Origin of the sequence: Limnospira sp. PMC 1279.21, assembly GCF_032349615.1 — a bacterium.
Taxonomy (GTDB): Bacteria; Cyanobacteriota; Cyanobacteriia; order Cyanobacteriales; family Microcoleaceae; genus Limnospira; species Limnospira fusiformis.
In genome coordinates this window covers 1-307 of the sequence record NZ_JARPLU010000593.1, presented here as the reverse complement: position 1 = coordinate 307, position 307 = coordinate 1, and the positions used below count along the sequence as shown (strand labels likewise).

General features: G+C 50.5%; 1 pseudogene. It reads left to right on the top strand.

Annotated features, from left to right (window positions below):
* Positions 1–276, top strand: a pseudogene (locus P5683_RS26120) (hypothetical protein); the annotation flags it as partial.
* Positions 277–307 lie beyond the last annotated feature (31 nt).

Genomic DNA, 307 nt, shown 5'->3' with positions numbered 1-307 from the left:
CCAATTTGGCTGCGGTTTTATGATACCGAAGGTAATTTGGTGTTGTTACCAGAAGAGGCAGAACGCCTTCATGCTGAACAAGCTCAACAATTCGCGGAACAATCTCAACAGCTTGCTGAGGCTGAACGCCAAAAAGCCGAACAAGCTCAACAGCTTGCTGAGACAGAACGCCAAAAAGCCGAAGCCGCCGAACAACGAGCCGAAGAAGCCGAACAACGGGCAGAACTTCTGGCGCAAAGGTTGCGCGCGCTCGGTTTAGATCCAGAGGAACTATAAAAGAGGCGATCGCACAACATCCACTTTCTAG